Consider the following 19,250-nt stretch of genomic DNA (forward strand, 5'->3'; position numbering starts at 1 on the left):
AGAAATCGCCACTCGCGATCGCTCGCAGATCTGATGCAACCGGGAGCAAAATTGGGAGCGCATTTGAAATTTTTCTGCCTGAGAATGTTGTCCTAGAGCCCAGTCAAAATGTTTTTCGGCGACCCTGAGAGCCTATAGGCGTTGGATGGTTTGAAAAGGATGCCCCCCAGCTCCATGCCCAAGCATCCGCTCTCGAAATCACTCCCGCCCAAGTCAAACAGTGGCCTCCTCCTTTGGCTAGCAGCACCAGCCCGAGGGAAATCATCTTCGCGCCTGTCCTGACAGCATTCAGATACTCAAGAGCTCGGTGACGGGCAGTCGATTGGTGGTCTTCATCTCTCGCAGGGAAAGGTTCGAGCGAATACTTGAAACGCCAGGGAGCTTCCTGAGTACTTTTTCGACAAAGCGGCTATAGCTGTCCAAGTCCCGTGCAACTACCTCAAGTAAAAAATCCGCCTCGCCCGTTGTGTTATGGCAACTCAGTACCTGTGGAGCCGCCTGAATAATCTTTTCAAACGTTGCCGTGGCTTCTTCACTGTGATCAGTGCACGAGATCTGGACAAAGGCCTTCAGGCCTAGCCCTAGTTTCTTTCGATTGAGAATGGCTTGGTATCCCTCGATAACGCCGCATTCTTCAAGCCGTCTTTGCTTGCGCCAACAGGACGCTTCGCTGAGGGAAAGCTGCTCGGCCAGCTTGACATTCGACAACTTGCCGTCGCGCTGCAAGCGTTCCGTTATTGCAATGTCCACCTTATCAAGCTGCTCAATCATGAAGTAATTCCTCATATTCAGGCTGAAAAACGAAAGTTAATTTCAATTCTTGCGGTTCGTCAATTGCAACTTGAAGGGTAATTTCAAGGCGTTCATTCATAATGGAAATGCCTGGCGCGTGACGCTTCGAAGCGAGTCGAGGGTGACGAACAGGCCGAATGACTCAGCACGGGTCGCCGGCTGGATCTGCACCGAAGGGTGCTGGAGATAGGTCGCATCGCCCATCCAAACATAGGTAATTTTAATGAAAGCAGTCGTCTACGAAGCCTTTTCCAAGCCGCCGCGCCTGATGAACGTGGCAGATCCGTCCCCGGAACGTCATGGTGTGGTTATCCAGGTTCTTGGCACCGGGGTGTGCCGCAGCGACTGGCATGGCTGGAAAGGTCATGACCCCGACATTGAACTGCCGCATGTACCGGGTCATGAGCTGGCGGGCATCGTGGCCGAGGTGGGCAACGACGTCACCCGGTGGAAAGTCGGCGACCGTGTGACCGTGCCGTTCGTGGGCGGGTGTGGGGCTTGTGCAGAGTGCAACAGCGGCAATCAGCAGGTGTGCCACATGCAGTTCCAGCCAGGCTTCACTCATTGGGGGTCTTTTGCCGAATACGTCGGTATCCATCAGGCCGATCTGAACCTGGTCGCGCTGCCTGAGCGCATGGACTTCGCTACCGCTGCGAGCCTGGGTTGTCGCTTCGCCACCTCGTTCCGTGCAGTCGTTGACCAAGGCAAAGTCAGCGCCGGTCAATGGGTAGCGGTTCACGGTTGCGGAGGAGTAGGTCTGTCTGCCGTGATGATCGCCCAAGCCATTGGCGCGAACGTGATCGCCATCGATATCTCCCAGGAAAAGCTCGAACTGGCACGCGCGCTCGGCGCTGTCGCCACCCTGAATGCCCAGTGCGTCGCGGACGTCACCGAAGCCGTGCTGGAAATCACTCAGGGCGGTGCCCACGTATCGCTGGACGCATTGGGCCACCCAACCACGTGTTTCAACTCCATCAATAACCTGCGCCGTCGCGGCAAGCACGTCCAGGTCGGGCTGATGCTCGCTGATCACGCCACGCCGGCCATCCCCATGAGCAAGGTTATCGCGCACGAACTTGAGATCTACGGTAGCCACGGGATGCAAGCGCATCGCTATGACGCCATGCTCGAGATGATCACCTCAGGCAAGCTGGCGCCTGAAAAACTCGTGGGTAAAACTATCAGCCTGGAGCAGTCCATCGATGCGTTGACGAATATGGACCGGTTCGAGACGGCCGGGGTAACGGTCATAACCGAGTTTTAACGCATGACGCGAACCATAGCCGCGCTGAAGAGCGCGACTTTGCTTAAGAAACAGTAGGAAAAGACTTAATTCTGGAGTTTTTCTGGGTTTATCAAGAGCAAAAGAGCGCCCCTTCACGCGATGTGCAACGTCCCTTGCTTGACCTCTGCCAGCGCTTCAACCAAAGCCATCTGGAAGACCTCAACCAATAAATCGACTTCTTCAGGCTGGATGATCAACGGCGGCAAGAACCGCACAACGGCACCATGGCGCCCTCCAAGCTCAAGAATGACCCCAAGGCGCAGGCATTGGCGCTGAATGGCCTGGGCCAGGGCCGTATCCGCTAGCGGTACGCGATTATCGCTCGGTGTGTCGCTGACGATCTCCACACCCACCATCAGCCCCCGCCCGCGGACCTGGCCCAGGCACGCGAAATCGTTTTGCAACCCACGCAGATGTCCCATCAGTCGTTGCCCCATGACATCGGCATGCCCCGGCAAGTCTTCACTGATGATATGGCACAGGGTCGCGGCCCCCGCCGCCATCGCCATCTGATTGCCGCGGAATGTACCGGCGTGGGCGCCTGGCTTCCAGGTATCGAGTTCTTCGCGGTACACCATCACGGCTAACGGCAGGCCGCCGCCGATGGCTTTGGAGAGCACGAGGATGTCAGGCTCGATACCTGCGTGTTCGAAAGCAAACAGTTTTCCAGTACGACCCAGGCCGGTCTGCACTTCATCAATGATCAGCACCACGCCAAACTTGCGGGTCAATTGGCGCAGGCCCTGGAGCCAGCGGATAGGCGCCGGAATCACGCCACCCTCGCCTTGCACGATTTCAACCACGACGGCGGCCGGGGGCAGCACCCCGGACTCCGGGTCGCTGAGTAATTGCTCGATAAAATGCAGGCCCGCGTCGATACCCGCCTCGCCGCCGATGCCGAACGGACAGCGATAGTCATAGGGGTAAGGCAGAAACTGCACATCGGCCATCAGCGAACCCAACGCTTCTTTCGGTCCCAGGTTTCCCATCAGGCTCAAGGTGCCCAGCGTCATGCCATGGTAGCCGCCGGAAAACGACAGAATCGGTTTGCGCCCGGTAGTCGTCCTGGCCAGTTTCAAGGCCGCCTCGATGCCATCCGCACCGGTCGGGCCGCAAAACTGGATACGCGCGTGACGCGCGAAGTGTTCCGGGAGCGCATTGAACAGGTCATCGACGAAGCGATCCTTGACCGGTGTGGTCAGGTCCAGGGTGTGCAAGGGCAGGCCGGAGTCGAGCGTCTGACGCATCGCCGCAATCGCCACCGGGTGGTTATGCCCCAGCGCCAGAGTCCCCGCCCCCGCCAGGCAATCCATGAACAACTGCCCTTGGGTATCGCGCACATAGAGGCCGTGGGCCTCTTGCAACGCTAAGGGAATACGCCGTGGATAAGACCGGGCATTCGATTCGCGGGCCGCCTGACGCTGAAGATACGGGTTGGCGTTGAGTTCCCGCGGGGCTTGCTGACGGAAGTGTTCCAGCGTAAAGGTTGCGCTGGAAGAAAGACGAGGTTCGACGCTGTCCATAGGGAGTCCCTGAGGTAAAAAGTCTGGCGCGGGGAATCAGCCCTGCCCTTGTTCCTGCATGGCTTGGCGCAGGCTCAGCGGGCGCATGTCAGTCCAGACCTTTTCGATATGGCTCAGGCACTCTTCCTTGGTGCCCGTCATGTCCAGCGTGCGCCAGCCGTTGGGCACGCTTCGATAATCCGGCCAGATTGAGTACTGCTCTTCATCGTTGACGACCACCAGAAAGCGCGTATCCGGGCTGTCCAAACTCATTGCTTGCTCCTTGACTGGCATGACGGGGAAAGTCCTACGATACAATACTAATGGTAGCGATTCTCATTAATTTTTTAAAATTCAGGCACGGTTCTCACATTTCCTTGCCCGTGATGAACAGTCGCAAGACAGTCGCGCCCTGTTTATACTTCGTACCTCTCTGAACGATAACTTCTCTCAATTCGCGGTCCACGGATGAGTCGATGATTCCCAGCCTTGCCCCGCTGTTCACCGGTCCTCTGGCCGAACACGGTGAAAAGCTGCAACTGCGCAGCCATCCGCGCATGGACGTGCCCGCAGACAGGTTCTTCCAGCGCGAGCATTTCAGTGCCTTCGTCGATGACCTGCAGGTACGCTACCAAACCGATGAGCGCCTGGCCTTGGTATCGCTGTGGTCCAAATGGTACTTCAGCACGTTCCTGGCACCGGTGATGGCCGCCAATCTGCTCCAGCACTGCGACCTGCCACTTGCCCTTGCCGACACCGGCGTGCAACTGGGCGATGACTCCCGGCCACGGGCATTGCACTTGGCCGATGCCGGCCGTCCCTTGCCACCCTGCACGGCTTTCGAGCGATTTCATACCTTGATCGAGGAGCATCTGGACCCCGTCATCCAAACCCTGGTCAGTGTCTCCCGGGCGTCGCCGCGGTTGTTCTGGAGCAATGCCGGCAATACATTCGAGTTCGTCACCAGCCGTATCGACCTGCACCCGTTGGCCGACGCGCGCAGCACCGCACCGGCCAGAGAAATCCTGAGCGCTCGCCTGCGCCCCGACGGCCGACGCAATCCTTTGTTTGCCCCCGTGCGTTATCAGGATATCGGCGAGCAAGAGCCGCAGCGCCTGAGGCGCATCTGCTGCATTCGCTACCGCCTTGCCGGCGTCGGCTATTGCAGCAGTTGCCCCCTCGATGAGTGCAAACAGCAGGAGCAGGCCGTTTGACGGCTACCTCATTTCGCCAATTGAAAAGGCTTCTCTGTCGTTCGGTCGTAGTCCACAAGGTGTCCGTAGTCGAGACGATAGACCCGGTCGGCGACGTCGAAATAACGGTCGTCATGGGTGATAGCAATCACCGTCTTACCGGCCGCCTTCAACTCGGGTAGCAGTTCGTTGTAGAACACATGGCGGAACACGGGATCCTGATCTGCCGCCCACTCGTCCAGCAGAAACACTTCCCGGCCCTCCATCATGAGCAACAACAGCGCCAGGCGCTTGCGCTGGCCTTGGGACAGCGCCGTTGTCGACAAGCGCCCGGCCGCGAATTCGACTTTATGGGCCAGGCCCAGACGGTCGAGATAGTGATCCACCCGGGCCTCTAGGCCTTCATGATTGCCAGCCTCACCCAACACATCGGCGAACAGATAGAAGTCGGCAAAAATCGCAGCGAAATGCTCGCGGTGCCATTCACTGGTGCTGGCATCGAGCACCACACCGTTAAGCGAAACCTGCCCCGAAGTGGGCACGTAGAGCCCCGTCAGCAGCTTGGCCAGGGTCGATTTACCGCTGCCATTGCCGCCGACAATGAAAATCAGCTCCCCGCGACGAATCGACAGGTCGATCGGCCCCAGCTCGAACGCAAATTCGTCACGCTGGCCCGGATAGCGATAGTGCAGGTTGGACAAACGCAACTCGCTGAAGGGTTGCGCCGCTTGCACGGGTGCCTTGAACTGCACCGTCTCACCCAGCGCCAGCGCATCGATGGCCTGCAAGGCAACATGGCCGCGAATGACTGCGGGAATGGCGTCCAGGATCATCGAGATCGGCGTGCGCAAAAACATGATTGCCAGCACGTAACCGACCACCACCTGCTGACTGAGCAACCCCAGGCCCTGGCCGAGAAAGAACAGCGTACCGATGAGCACGAACACCAGCAATGTCGTCCAGTTCAGGTTCACCGCCCACAGGGTGTCGGCGCGTACCGACGCCTCCAGCGAGGCCCGCGCGATAGGTTCAAGCCGGTGTTCATAGAGCAGGTGCCGGCGTTCGCGGCTCAGGCCCAGTTCGCAACGCCCCTGGATCGTGGCCTCGAACTGCTCGGTCAACTGGTCGTCCTGCTGTCGTACGGCCTGCATCAAGGTCTTGACCTTGCGCCCGAGCAATACATCAAGCCCCACCCCCAGGGCAATCACCGCGAGGGTCATGAAAAAGAACGGCACGCTCAGCCAGGCCATGTAGGCAAGCCCCGCCAACAGCAGTAAACCGTTGTACAAGGAGATCGGAAGTTGCTTGAACGCCGTGGCGACGGTGGTCACGTCCTTGGTCAGTGCGTTGTAGATACGGGGACTGCCCAGCCGTTCGATACGCTCGAGGGCCGTGCCCAACACCTTGGCCACCAGCCGCAGGCGCAGCTGGTAAACCAAACGATGCCCGATCTGTACCAGCAACCATTGCGAGGTCACACCACTGATGAACAACAGGATCAGCAGGCCGCCGAACAGCAACAGCCCCCGGCCGAGATCATCGAGCCCCTGCTCCAGGCTGCGGTTGATATAGCCGATCAGGCCGATACTGGTTGCCGCACTCAGGGCGCTGCTCAGAATCGCCAGCAGAATCCGCCATCGAGCGTCGTGCAACAGTTCTTTCAATAACATCATGAGGCAGGCACCACCTTGGCAGAGGTTTCCAGCAGTAAGGGCAACAGGCTTTCGACCAGTCGCGGCTCCCCGAGCATTTCATGATGCCCGACGTCCAGTGTCCACTGGCGAACGGTTTGCCGGCTATGCGCTTGCCACTGAGCTCGCAAATCGGCATGCGCATTACCGCGCCAGAGCCACAGCGGTACATCAAGGATGGGCAAGGATTGCTCATACAAGCGCGTCTTGATCGCGCGATATTGCGCCAATAACCCGAGCAAATCAGCATCGGCCGCTTCCCATTGCAGATGCTCCCGCACTTGGGCATCGTTGAGCAACCGGGCAACCCCCTCGGCGTAATCCTGACCGGCCAACAGGCCCGTCAAACGCTCGCGCAGTGATTCGCCCATGGGCTGGGCGTGGCTGCGACAGTAAAACGCAAAATCCGCGATCAATTGACCGGCTTCATCGCCCTCGCCCGCCAAGGTACGCTGCGCATCGTGGTCGAGTACCACAAGCCCTTCGACAGTAAAGCCGCTGGCTTGCAGGTGGGGTACCAGCAAAAAGGCCAGCCGCGACGCCAGGCTCCAGCCCAACAGCACCAATGGGCGCGGTTTCAGATGAACCGGGATGCTCGCCACATAGTGCTGTAACAATGCGTCCACGTCGCCCTCAGCCCACCCCTTTTCCAGGGCGGCCAGGCCAAAGACCGCGACTTTACCCCGCAGATTGTCTACCAGCGGCTGATACGCCTGCAGGTGCCCTTGCGCGCCGTGCACCAGCAGCAAGGCCGGCGACTGTGCATCCGCGTCGTTCAAGACTTTCCACGGACCACTGCTGTTGCCGTTATCCAGGCCATGAACCAGATCACGCACCGTATGCCGTTCGAACAGCAGGTTGGTCGGCAACTCGAGCGACAAGCGTTCGCGAATCAGCGACACCACTTTGATCGCCGCCAACGAGTGCCCGCCAACATTGAAGAAATTATCGGTCACCCCCAGGTCGTCAACACCGAGCACCTCGCACCAGATCGCCAGGATGGCGATTTCCAGTTCGCCGACAGGCGCCACACGGGTGTTCTGCAAGCGCTGCCGGGCACGTTCGAGCAGGTTTTTGCGATCCAGCTTGCCATTGCTGTTCAGTGGCAGTGTCTTGAGTACCAGGATCGCGCTGGGCAGCATGTAGTCCGGCAACTGCCGAGCCAGGGCGGCACGCAGGTGCTCGGTCGTCTGCAGGCGGGTGTCATCCTTGACCACAAAAGCCAGCAAGCGTCCGTGGTCGCCTTCACCGTCCAGCAACACAGCGGCCTGCAATACCTCCGGCTGGGCCAGCAAAGCCTGTTCGACTTCCGCCAGTTCCAGGCGAAATCCACGAATTTTCACCTGTTGATCATTGCGCCCAAGAATGCGCAGTGCGCCATCGGCCTGGCGCAAGGCGAGATCACCGCTGCGGTACAGGCGACCGCCGCTGAGCGGATCGGTACCAAAGGCACTGGCGCCGACACCCCCCACATAGCCGCGCCCGACACTGGCGCCACTGATGCACAACTCCCCGGCCTGGCCGGGCGGTACCGGGCGTTGCTGGTCGTCGAGCAAGAGGATGCGGTTATCACCCACTACTTGATTCAACGCGCAACCACTCACGCCCTGGTCGATATCGATCGCCCGCCACAACACCCCCACGGTGGTCTCCGTCGGACCGTAATGGTTGTACAGCCGACAGGCCGGTTTCGCTTGGGCCATACGACTCAACAAACGCTCACTGACCGGCTCTCCGCCCAATACCAGGACCTGGCGTGGCAAAACACTGGCGGCGGTGTGTTCGCCCATCAATGCTTCGAGGTGCGAAGGGACGATTTTGAGCACGTCCAGCGGGTAGCGCTGAAGTTCGTCGGCAAACGCCAGGGCATCCGTCACGGTGGACTGCTCCAGCACATGCACGCAGCCGCCCTGCAACCAGGCCGGAAACAACACGGTATTGCCCAGGTCCGCGAGCAGCGAGGACACCAGGCCATAGTGCCCGGCCTTGGGCAACTGCAGCGCGCGCGTCACTTGCGTGGCGTAATGGCGCAATTGACCTTGTTCAATCTGCACACCTTTAGGCTTGCCACTGGTGCCCGAGGTATAGAGCACGTAGGCCAGGTCGTGCGCCGCGCCCTGCACCGGCGACGTGCACACCGGCCCGCTGCACGCCTGCGACCAGCACAGCGTGTCGACTAAGGTCTCGGGTTGCAGGCCTTCCACGTACAGCAACAAGGTCGGTTGCGCATCATCGATGATACCGGCCACGCGCAGCGGTGGTTGTTGAGGGTCCAACGGCAGGTAGGCAGCACCGACCTTGAAACAGGCCAGCATCGCAATCAACATCTGCGCCCCACGCGGCAAATACAGGCCCACCACATGCTCCCGGCCAACGCCGGCCAGTTGCAGGCTGCCGGCAACACGATCACTCAGGGCATCGAGTTCGGCGTAAGAAAACATTTGCTGCGCATAACGCAAGGCGGGCCGATCCGGGTGTGTCCGAGCGTGTTCACGCAGAGTGGCGACGATATCAAGATCCGGCGCCAACTCGGGACGCGTCGGCACCGCCGGCAGATCCTCGGGCAAGTGCGGATCGATGCCATCGATGAGGCCGTTGGGCGCTTGCACCAATAGCTCGAGCCAATGGGCAAAGCGCTTGAGCAACAGCTGCATCTGTTGTTCACGGTACAGACCACAATCATAGGCCAGCAGCAGCTCCCCACTGCGTTGGGCATCGAGCGTCAGCTGCAATTGCAGTTCGACCGGGGTGTCGAAGGACAGCGCCTGCACGCCATACAGCGACGGTGCATGCACGACACGCATCCCGGCCTGGAAACTGGCGCGCCACTCCGGCAACAGTGGGGCCTGGCCCACATATTCCTGCCAGCCCACGGCACTTTCCAGTTGCCGTGCCAATGGTCGCGCCAGGTTGATCCAGGTGCTGTGTTCGGATATCCGCACCACCATCGGCAGGGTTTGCTCGAACAACCCGCAGGCGCCCGACAGCTCTTCATAGTCATCGCGAGGATCGTGCTGCAAGCCCAACTGTCCCTGCAGTTGGCCATTGAGCCTGCCCAGCAATGAACTCCAGGCGGCCAGGGCCAGGGGTTCGATGGCCACGCCTTCACGCTCGGCCACAGCCGTCAACGCCGCTGGCAGTGTCGGCGCAAGCACCTGCCGTACAACGGCATGCTTACCGCTGGCGATGCCATAGCGCTCAATCAGGCGCATGCCCGGCACCTCCTGCAAGGCCAGGTTGCGCCAGAACTGTGTGCCTTGCTCGGCATCCTCGTCGAGTTGCAAGCCATTGATCCATTCGACGTATTCGTCGTACTGCATGGGTTCGGCGTCCAATGCCGTGGCGGGTCCGAGCAACTGCTCCCGCAATTGGATCAGGCTGCGCTGATCCAGCGAGTACGTCGGGACCGCCAGCAGGAGCCGGTCGTCAAGTAACCACGCCAACACATCGGGTTGTTCGGCGAGGCAATGTTGCTGGGCCTCGCGCAGCCACCCTTGCGGATCATGCCCGTCACTTGAACGTCCCTGGCGCCAGTCCACGCGCACCTCGTGGGGCTCGACAACACGTTGGCGCAAGCCCGTGGCGCCGAGCGGGCGCTGGTACCGCAGGCGCAGCGCCTGATGCTGCCGCACACAGTTGCGCAGGCGTTGTTCGAGAATGCCTTCGGGCACGCCCGGCAACTGCATCCACGCCCAGCGCCAGGCCTGCGGATTAGCCTGGGCCAATTGTTTTTGTTGAGGTGAAAGCGTGAGTCCAAGGTCCATCATGGTTTCAACTCTGCAGGGTTCTCTTCGGTCTGCGCCGGGGCGGCCAGGACCTGGTCGCGCGCATAGATCTCGCCCATGGCCACCACAATTTTGCGCTCGCCCTCAAACGGGTCCCGCGCGTGTGCCGCCATCATATTGTCGAGCATGACCACATCCCCCTGCTGCCAATCGAAGCGCACGGCACATCGCTCGTAGGCGGTGTTGATGGCCTCGATAGCACTCGATTCAAGCTCAGAACCGTCTCCGTAGAACACCTGCCTGGGCATCGCGGATTCACCGTCGCGTAAAAACTGCTCGCGCACATCGGCGTCGAGAAAAGCCGGGTGATAAAGCTGGATCTGATTGAAGAAACTCTCCTCCCCCGTCAGCGGGTGCAGGATCACCGCCGGGCAAACCTGACGGGTGTGCAGGTCGTTGGCGCCACGCCACTGGAATTGGATATTGCTCTCACGACAGATCCGTTCAACTTCGGTGCGCTCCTGCGTCTGGAAGAAGTGCTGCCAACTGACGTCCAGGCTGGTACTGAAATTACGCACGTACATCAGTTGCTTGTTGCGCAGATTCGCTTGCAGCCATGCCGGCAGTTCACGGAATACCTGGCGGCTGTCGACAATCGGGGTGGCGCCACCGGACGTGGCGGGCGTCTGACAGTAGAACCATTGCCGGCGTGGCCAGCGGTGTTGATGAGCACTTTCGTTGTGAAACAGGATCATCCGATCCTTGGGATAGGGCGTGGACTTGTAGATGTTCTTGCCGCCCTCCTCCTTCGGCAAGTCACCATACTGGCCATATAACTGGGGACACAAGGCCTGGCAAAAAGCCTCGAATGCCGCCGGTGTCGGTAAATCAAAGCCACGGAAGACAATGCCACCGTGCTCAAGCAGCCAGCTTTCGACCTGTTCCCGGTGAGCTTCAGCCCAGATGGCCGGCGCCAACTCACGGTCACGCAGTTGAATCGACAAGGGAAACTTCGAACCTTCGCGCAGCGGTCGGGCTTCGAAGGGCTCGCGGGTAACAGGCGAACCACTCTGGCGCATCTTGCCCAATTTGCTCATTTTGCGTTGCAGCGGATTGTCCGTGGACATTGCAGCAGCTCCTTCTGGAGTCGGAATCAGGCTATCGATCGGGTTGTCCGGCGCGCCGAGGGCCATGTCCAGCAGCGATTCGAAGGCATCGCGCAAGCGTTCAATCGTGGCCGGGCGGAACAGGCTGGTGCGATACACCCAACGCAGGTTGAACGCATCGCCGTCTTCGCTGGCGAACAGGGCCATGTCGAACTTGGAGTGATGCTGCTCGCCCGCCAGGGGTTCGACCTGCAAGTTGCCGAGTTGGCGTTGCTGGCGCGGTGTGTTGTCGAGCACGAACAACGTCTGCAACAGCGGGTGGACATTCGCCACCCGTGGCAGCTCCAGGCATTCGACGACCCGTTCAAACGGCGTGTCCTGCCAGGCGAACGCTTGCAGGCAAATCTCCCGGACCTGCAGCGCTTGCTCACGGAAACTCAGCTCGGGTTGCACGTGGATACGCAAGGCCAGCAGGTTGACGAAGAAGCCGATCAGCGACTCGGTGGCCGGATGGTCACGGTTGGCCACATCCGTACCGATAACCAAGTCTCGGCCTTGAGTCTCGCGCTGCAGCACGGCGGCGTAGCACGTCAACAGCAACATGAACGGCGACGTTGCACTGGCCTGCGCGAACGCCTTCAACCGCGCCACCGTGTCCGCTGACAACTGGAAGTCCAGGGCCGCTCCGGTACCGCTGTCACGCTCCGGACGGGGAAAATCGAACGGCAGTGGCACCTGCGCGGGAATGCCTGCCAGGGTGCGCCGCCAGAAATCCAGGCCTTCTCGCTGACGCAGCTGTACCGCCGGCGACCCTTGCCATACGGCATAGTCGACGTACTGGATCGCCAGCTTGCCGTGTGGCGGTAGCATACCCGCGCTGTAGGCTTCGTAGCCCTGGATCAGCTCATCGACCAACACTGCGCCGGACCAGCCGTCGGAGGCAATGTGGTGCATGACCAGTTGCAGCACGTGGTCCTGCTCATCCAGGCGGTACAGGATTGCCCGTAGCGGTGCTTCGCTGGCCAGGTCGAACGGTCGCAGCGCAATGTCGCGGGCATCGGCTAGCCACTGCGCCGGGCTCGACACGATCACTTGCAACGCCACCGACAATTGCTCGTGAATCCGCTGGAACAATTCGCCGCCACGCTGGTGATAGGTAGTACGCAAGATGGCATGGCGATCCACCAGCCGATGCAATGCACGTTCCAGGGCATGGCCGTCCAGTGGTCCGCGCAAACGTACATTGCTGCTCATGTTGAAGCTGCTGTCAGCCAGATCCAACTGCTGCATCAGCCACACACGTTGTTGCGCCGAGGACAAGGGCTGGTCAAGCTGCCGGTCGACGTGAGGGATCTGCAGCGAAGCCAGGTCCAGGGAACGCGCGAGGCCCTCGATGCGCTGCGCGAGGTCGGCCAGTACCGGGGTTTCGAACAGCCAGCGCAAAGGTACGTCAAAGCCCTGTTCACGCAGGCGCGCACGCACCTGGGCCGCCATGAGCGAATGCCCGCCCAACTGGAAGAAATGACCATCGGCCGGTACCGAGTGCAGGTTCAAAACCGCCCTCCAGACCTCGGCCAGTAACCTCTCGCTGGGCGTCAGCGGGCGCTGAACGAAACCCGTAGCGCAAATGTCCTGCCGCACGCGTGGCAATTGTTGGCGATCCACCTTGCCGTTGGTATTAAGGGGCAGGTGTTCCAGCGCCTGCCCATGCGTCGGCACCATGTAGGCCGGTAAGCGCAGCTGCAAATAGTTGCGGATCGAAGCCTCGTCAGGTGGAGTATCCGAATGGCTGACCCAGAAGGCCGCCAGGTGCTCGCCTTGCACGGCCACGACCGCCTGCTGCAGATCGGGATGGCTGAGCAGCACGGCCTCGATCTCCCCCAGTTCGATGCGATAACCGCGCAGTTTGATCTGGTCATCGGTACGACCGAGGTAATACAGCTGCCCATCGGGCTGCCAACGTGCCAGGTCACCGGTGCGGTACAAACGACCACCGTCCTGGCTGAACGGATCGGCAATGAAGCGTTCGGCGGTCAACCCCGCCTGCCCGGCATAACCGCGAGCCAGGCCGTCACCGGCGAGGTAAAGCTCACCCACACAGCCGGGAGGCACTTCGCACAAATGCTCATCGAGGACGTGGCAACGGGTGTTGAGCAGTGGACGACCAATCGGGGCAACCGCCAATTGCAAGGCATTGATCGTCGCCTGGGTGGACCACACCGTGGTTTCTGTCGGGCCGTAGACATTGACCAGGTGGGCCACGCACTGCCTGAGTTCGCTGGCCATTTCCGCCGCCAGCGCCTCGCCACCGGCCAGCGCCACACGCCCGGCCAGAACGGATCGATCACCTTGCAACAGCATCGCCCAGGTGGCCGGTGTGGCCTGGATGAGATCCACGGCCTGGTGCTGGATCAGTCGCGCAAGCAACAGCGGATCCTGGCGCTCTGCATCATCGGCCAACACCACGCTGGCACCGCGTACCAGCGGCAGGCACAGCTCCAGGCCGCAAATGTCAAAGGTCACCGTGGTCAGGGCCAGATAACGCTGCACATTTTCCAGCGGCAGCGCCTGTTCCATGGCCAGCAGGAAATTGGCGAAATTGCCTCGCGTGATCTGCACGCCCTTGGGTTGCCCGGTCGATCCCGAGGTGTAGAGGGTGTAAGCCAACTGCTCAAGCGTCGTCGCCAATCCCGGGGCTTGTGCAGGCAACGGCGACCACGCCAGGTCCCGCCACAGACAGCAGCGCAGGGACTCAGGCACGTCGGCGGGCAGCATGTCGCAGAGCAGCAATTGCGGGCGCGCCCGGGTGAGAATCTGCGCCTGGCGTGCCGCTGGATGAGCAGGATCGAGTGGCAGGTAGCAAGCGCCGGCCTTCTGGATCCCCAACAGGCACACCAACAGTCTTTCGTCTCGAGGCAGGCAGAAAGCAACCGTTGATTCCTGCCCGATGCCCTGCCCCAGCAGCCAGTGGGCCAGGCGGTTGGCTTGGGCATCCAGCGCGGCGTAGCTCAAGCGGCGATCGGCGCAGTACACCGCGATACGATCAGGATGGGCTGCGGCCTGCACCTCGAAGCGCGTGACAAAATCCGCTTCGCCATGCACAGGCATGGACGTGCCTGCGCTGGCCAGGGTTGCAACCGAGCCCAGGGGTATGTCCAGCAAGCGCTGCTGAAGATCGAGACTGACCAGGCTGGCGAGCAACCCCTGGAAATCCTCCATGAGCCGTTCAGGGGTGCCGGGACGCAACAGCGCCGTGGCGTATTCGACAATCAACCGGGTGCGCGCATCCGTCCCGCGGCCTTGGGTGAACAGATTGAACGTCAGGTCGAACTTGGCACTCACTACGCCGTCCGGCAACGCCAGTGATTCCACGCTGACGCCCGGCAGGTCGAGGCTGCGCGAACCGCGGTGGTCAGCCTGATAGTTGAACATCGTCTGGAACAGCGGCGTGCGCTCCAGGCTGCGCTCGATATCGAGCACGTCCAGCAGTTGCTCGAATGGCAGCGCCTGATGGGCCAGATCATCGGCCAACTGCCCGTTCAGGGCCTGGATAAAGGATTGCAGGCTTTGCCGGGGATCAAGCTGCACCCGGTGCGCCAGCGTGTTGACGAACAAACCGACGAATGCCTGGCTCTCGGCCGATTCGCGCCCTGCTACTGGCAAGCCAATGGCGAAATCATTGCGCCCGCCATGACGCCAGAGCAAGAGTTGGTAGGCGGCGAAATACAGCACAAAGGGCGTGACGCCCAGGGCCCTGGCCCGGGCCTCGACAGCCGTGCTCAACGATCCGGGCAAGGCAAGCTCACTGCGGGCACCGGCGTACGCCTGCAGCGCCGGCCGCGCGCAGTGGTCGGGCAGTTCCAGCGGTTGGTTGCTCAACCCTTGCAAGCGTTGTTGCCAGTAGCCCAACAACTGGCTGCCCTGCCCCCCTTCCAGCTCTCGCCGCTGCGCTTCGATCAACGCCAGCAAGCCGGTGGTCGCAGGCGTTGTCCGGTCCTGATAGATCTGCGCAAAATCCTCGACCAACACGCCCATGGACCAGCCGTCCACGGCAATGTGGTGCACATTGAACAGCAACCGATAATCACCCGGCGCCACACTAAACACATCGATTGCCAGCAACGGTCCCTGCACAAGGTCAAAAACGCGCTTGGCCGCCCCGGCAATGGCCGCTGCCTGTTGTGATTGATCCAGGTCATGGAGGTCATGCACCTTGAAGATCGCAGCGGCCGTCTCATCCAGGCGCTGCCAGACTTGCCCTTGTTCTTCGAAAAACCTGCAACGCAATGCCTCATGACGCGAAACAAGCGCCTGACAGGCGCGTTGCAGTCGAGGCACGTCCAGGTCACCGCGCAACGCCAGCAACTGTGTCACGTTGTACGCCGTTGCAGCCGGCTCGAGCTGCTGCATGAACCACACCCGCTGCTGGGCATGGGACAGCGGGCGTGGCTGTTCCAGGGCTTCGGCGGTGCGCGTGGGCGCAACGGCCGAAGACGCCGACGCGCTCAGTATCCCGGTCAATTGTCGGGCGCTGGGGTTTTCCAACAATTGCCGGGGCATCAGCCGCAGTTCAGCCTTACGCAGACGCGCGATCAGCTGCAGACTGAGGATCGAGTCCCCGCCCTCGGCAAAGAAGTCGGCGTCCGGTCCCAGGCCAGGCTGTTCAAGCAACTCGCGAAAAGCCGTGAGGACAGTCAGCAGCACGGGGTCCTGCCGGCCATCGATGCACAAGGCCATGGCCGCCAAGGTGGGATGTTGCAGGATATCGCGCGGTTGCAACGTGAGTCCTTCGCGCGAAGCCAGGCCGATCAGTTGCAGACTCAGAATCGAATCACCGCCGAGGGCAAAAAAATCATCCTCGCGCCCGACGTCCGTGCAACCGAGAACCTGGCGCCACAGCTGCGCCAGACGCTGTTCCGTGGCGCCATTCGGTGGCCGGACGGATGCATCGGCCGCTTCACTGTCAGCCGGTTCAGGCAATGCCCGTCGATCCAGCTTGCCATTGGCCGTCAGTGGCAGCGCGTCCAGCACCAACCAATGACTGGGCACCATGTGTTCCGGCAATTGACGCTTGGCCTCAGCATGCAGGCTCGCCAACTCTTCGGCTGGCAATGAAGGGCTGAGATACGCCACCAGTTGCGTGCGCCCCTTCACTTCACAGGGCAGCACCACCCCTTCGCGGACCTGAGGCTGAGCGTTGAGCCAGGTGCTGACTTCGCCGGGTTCCACGCGGAAACCACGGATCTTCACCTGATCGTCCTGCCGCCCCAGAAATACCAGGCGTCCGCTGCGATCCAGGCGAACCCTGTCACCGCTGCGATAAAAACGTTGCCCCTGGGCAGTCGAACCAAATGCCTGGGCGGTCAACCCGGGTTGACCGAGGTAACCCTGGGCAACCTGAGGGCCACCGATCAACAACTCGCCGGCCACGCCCAGCGGTACCGACACGTCATGGCCGTCAACGATACGCAATTGGCAGTCCGATAACGGCAGGCCCAAAGGCAGATACCGATCCGAGTCAAGCGAGTCGCGCGCCAGGATTTCTCCGCACACCACACCGACCGTGGTTTCCGAGGGGCCATAGTGATTGAAGATGCGCAGTTGCGGCGCCAGTTCGCGTACCCGTGCGAACAACGCGTGATCGAAACCCTCGCCACCGAGGATCAACACCTCCCTGGGCAACACGCGTCGGGCATCGTCCAGCGCCAATAGGCCACGCAAGTGCGAAGGCGCGATCTTCAGGCAGTCCACGGGTTGCTCGTCGAGAAAGTCAGCCCAGCCCGGCGGATCGAAGGCCAACGAGGCTGACGGCAGGATCAGCGGATCGCCGGCATTCAGTGCGGCGAACACACACGTCAGCCCCAGATCGGCGGCCACGGTCGCCAACGTCGCCCAGCGGCTGCCCGGCCTCGCTTGCAAGCGTTGAGCGACTGCGCTCGCGTAATGCGCCAGGTTGCCATGGGTGACCAGGACGCCCTTGGGCTGGCCGGTCGAACCCGAGGTGTAAATGAGGTAAGCAGGCAGGTGCGGCTGGCTGAGGCTCTGATTCTCGCCCGCGACTGCCGAAAAATCAGCCTCACTGAGTATCAGACGCGCCAGTTCAACCCCCGTCTCGGGCGCCTCGGCCAGTGTCACCCAGAGACTCGCGCGACTGTCCTGCAACAATTGCGCAAGTCGCTGTGGCGGCTGGGCCGGGTCCAGAAACAGGCAGGCCGCACCGCGTTGCCAGCAAGCCAGCATCGCCAGCAATTGAACCGCGCAACGCGGCATGCACAGCGCAACCACCTGGCCCGGCCCGATGCCCTGCCCGGCCAACCGCGTGGCCAGCGCGCGGCTCGCGGCACCCAGCGTGGCATAGTCGAAGGTTTGCCCAACGCTGCATAAAGCCGCCGCAGCCGGCGTGTGCGTTGCCCAGTGAAGCACCTGCTGATCCAGCGGCAAGGGCGTCGCGCCCAACGCGGGGCCACGCACCTCGCTCGGCGGCGAAACCAGCTGAAACTCGGCCAGACGTCGTTGGGGATGGCTCGATGCCTGGTCAAGAATCGCCAGCAAGTCATCCAGCATTTGCTCGACCGTCGCCGCATCGAACACTTCATCGCTGTATTCCAACTCGCAGCGCAGGCGCGCGTCAGCGCTGCGCACCAGGCGCAGCGTGAGGTCGAAACGTGCATGGCGCTGCGGCGGGTCGAGGACTTCAACCGCGACGCCAGGCAAGGTAAGCGTGCGGCTTTCGGGCAAGTCCACCTGGACGAACATGACCTGAAACAGCGGGCTCGAACGCGGACGTTCAAGGTGTTCAAGCACATTCTCGAAAGGCAGCAACTGATGATCGAAGGCAGCCGCGACGCTGTCACGGGTGCGCAACAGCGCGCTGGCGAAGTCCGGGTTGTCGTGCAGCCGTTGACGGATCACCAGGGTATTGAGCAAGGGGCCGATCAGGGGCACCAGCTCCGGACGATCACGTTGAGCGGCCGAGGTGCCCAGGCACAGGTCATGTTCGCCGCTGTAGCGCGAAAGCAGGCAACTGAAAGCCGTCAGGCCATAGATGTACAGCGTTACCCCATGCGTGCGAATAGCCGCCTCGACCGCGCTCGTCAGTTGCGGTGAAAGCGCCCGCGCAAGCACCGCGCCGCTATGGCGGCGTTGAGCGGGCACCGGGCGTGGGCGATCCAGGGGCAACGCCAATGGCGCCGGCGCATCCGCCAGTTGGCCGCGCCAGAAGTCGATGTGCTGCCGGCAGCTTTCGCTGTCCAGCCACTCGCGTTCCCACGCGGCGTAATCGGCGTACTGGATGCTCAACTCGGGCTGGCGGGCCGGTTCATTCAATGCCAGCGCCCGGTACGCCTCGGCCAACTCAAGAGTCAGTTGCTGGGCCGACCAGGCATCGTAGGCCACGTGGTGAATGGTGAAAAACAACCAGGTCGATTGCTCTTGCGCGTCGCTGAAGGCGTGCCAGCGCCAAGGCGCCGATTGAGCGAGATCGAAGGGTTCGGCCAGCTGGCGGGCGTATTCATCGGCGCACCACTGTTCGTATTCGGAAGCAGCCAAGGTCAACGGTTCGACGCTGGGCAGCGGCACTTGCTGCGACTCACAATGGGCCTGCATCTGGCCTTGCGAATCGCTCGTGTAGCGGGTACGCAGGATCTGATGACGGTCAGTCAATTGCTGCATGGCCTGCTGCAAACGCTCGCCATCGAGGCGGCCGTCGAAACGCAGCACCGAGCACAGATTGTAAAGCGCACGACCGCTCAGGGCTTCCGCCGACAGAAAGCGTCGCTGCGCCTGCGCCAACGGCGCGCGCTCGCCTTCGCCGAGCACGGCGGGGACGATCGGCAGGCGCCAACTGTCGATGCCCTTTTCGGCCAGGCGCAGGCGAAAGAGTTTTTTCTTGTCCGCGGGCAAGGAAGCCAGCCGCTGCGCAATCTCCAGGAAAGCTTGTTGCGTCATCGCACTCAT

General features: G+C 61.5%; 8 protein-coding genes. 2 read left to right on the forward strand and 6 right to left on the reverse strand.

Annotation, left to right across the window (positions count from 1 at the left end; all coding sequences use genetic code 11):
* Window positions 1-288: 288 nt before the first annotated feature.
* Window positions 289-771, reverse strand: coding sequence for an Lrp/AsnC family transcriptional regulator (locus AC6CIA_RS01240; RefSeq protein WP_498310262.1), 483 nt, complete (start codon window positions 769-771; stop codon window positions 289-291).
* 244 nt (window positions 772-1,015) lie between these two features.
* Between AC6CIA_RS01240 and AC6CIA_RS01245 the strand changes: the two genes are divergently transcribed.
* Window positions 1,016-2,056, forward strand: a complete 1,041-nt coding sequence (locus AC6CIA_RS01245; protein ID WP_498310263.1) for a zinc-dependent alcohol dehydrogenase family protein — start codon at window positions 1,016-1,018, stop codon at window positions 2,054-2,056.
* A gap of 113 nt (window positions 2,057-2,169) precedes the next feature.
* On the opposite strand, the gene AC6CIA_RS01250 is transcribed toward AC6CIA_RS01245, so the two are convergent.
* Window positions 2,170-3,600, reverse strand: coding sequence for a diaminobutyrate--2-oxoglutarate transaminase (locus tag AC6CIA_RS01250; protein ID WP_498310264.1), 1,431 nt, complete (start codon window positions 3,598-3,600; stop codon window positions 2,170-2,172).
* Window positions 3,601-3,636: 36 nt separating this feature from the next.
* Window positions 3,637-3,852 (reverse strand): MbtH family protein, encoded by a 216-nt coding sequence (locus AC6CIA_RS01255; RefSeq protein WP_498310265.1) that lies wholly within the window; start codon window positions 3,850-3,852, stop codon window positions 3,637-3,639.
* 203 nt (window positions 3,853-4,055) lie between these two features.
* Between AC6CIA_RS01255 and fhuF the strand changes: the two genes are divergently transcribed.
* Window positions 4,056-4,793, forward strand: coding sequence for a siderophore-iron reductase FhuF (fhuF, locus tag AC6CIA_RS01260; RefSeq protein WP_498310266.1), 738 nt, complete (start codon window positions 4,056-4,058; stop codon window positions 4,791-4,793).
* Window positions 4,794-4,801: 8 nt separating this feature from the next.
* Here the strand turns inward: fhuF and AC6CIA_RS01265 are convergent, their stop codons facing one another.
* The 3 genes from AC6CIA_RS01265 to AC6CIA_RS01275 are packed head-to-tail and all read right to left on the reverse strand — an operon-like array spanning window position 4,802 to window position 19,241.
* Window positions 4,802-6,445 (reverse strand): cyclic peptide export ABC transporter, encoded by a 1,644-nt coding sequence (locus AC6CIA_RS01265; protein WP_498310267.1) that lies wholly within the window; start codon window positions 6,443-6,445, stop codon window positions 4,802-4,804.
* Window positions 6,442-10,230, reverse strand: coding sequence for a non-ribosomal peptide synthetase (locus AC6CIA_RS01270; protein ID WP_498310268.1), 3,789 nt, complete (start codon window positions 10,228-10,230; stop codon window positions 6,442-6,444). The genes AC6CIA_RS01265 and AC6CIA_RS01270 overlap by 4 nt, the downstream gene beginning before the upstream one ends.
* Complete coding sequence (locus tag AC6CIA_RS01275; protein WP_498310269.1) at window positions 10,227-19,241, reverse strand: non-ribosomal peptide synthetase; 9,015 nt, start codon at window positions 19,239-19,241, stop codon at window positions 10,227-10,229. The genes AC6CIA_RS01270 and AC6CIA_RS01275 overlap by 4 nt, the downstream gene beginning before the upstream one ends.
* Window positions 19,242-19,250 lie beyond the last annotated feature (9 nt).

The organism is Pseudomonas sp. GQ91 (assembly GCF_059758795.1).